This window comes from Cupriavidus sp. 05T313 (genome assembly GCF_056396665.1).
On sequence record NZ_JBFTLX010000637.1, the window covers coordinates 1 to 444 of the forward strand.

1 protein-coding gene is annotated in these 444 nt (G+C 59.0%); it reads left to right on the forward strand.

The genetic code is table 11. The features are described from left to right. Window positions 1-41 precede the first annotated feature (41 nt). Window positions 42-444, forward strand: a 403-nt coding sequence (locus tag AC1DKD_RS42130; protein WP_477144854.1) for a 2Fe-2S iron-sulfur cluster-binding protein, incomplete at its 3' end; no start/stop codon positions are given.

Genomic DNA, 444 nt, shown 5'->3' on the forward strand with positions numbered 1-444 from the left:
GAGCTGTACATGAGCTGTACATGTGCGGCCCGATCCGGCTTATGGACGCCGTCCGCCGTGCCTGGACCGAAGCCAGACTCAACTACCCCAACCTGCGCTATGAAACCTTCGGCAACAGCGGCTGGTACCAGCCTGAAGAATTCATCGTCAAGGTCCCCACATTAGGACTGGAAATCAAAGTGGGACAGGACAACTCCATGCTTGAAGCCTTAGAGGATGCCGGTGCGGACATGATGTTCGGCTGCCGCAAGGGCGAATGCGGACTCTGCGAGGTCCGGATCCTCGAGCTTGACGGCACCATAGACCACCGGGACGTCTTCTACAGCACTCGCCAGCAGACCGCCACTACGAAGATGGCCTGCTGCGTTTCCCGCGCCGTTACCTCGAAAAATCTCCTCACAAGCGATCCGCCCACCGCTCCAGCGGTAGTGACCATAGCAGTCC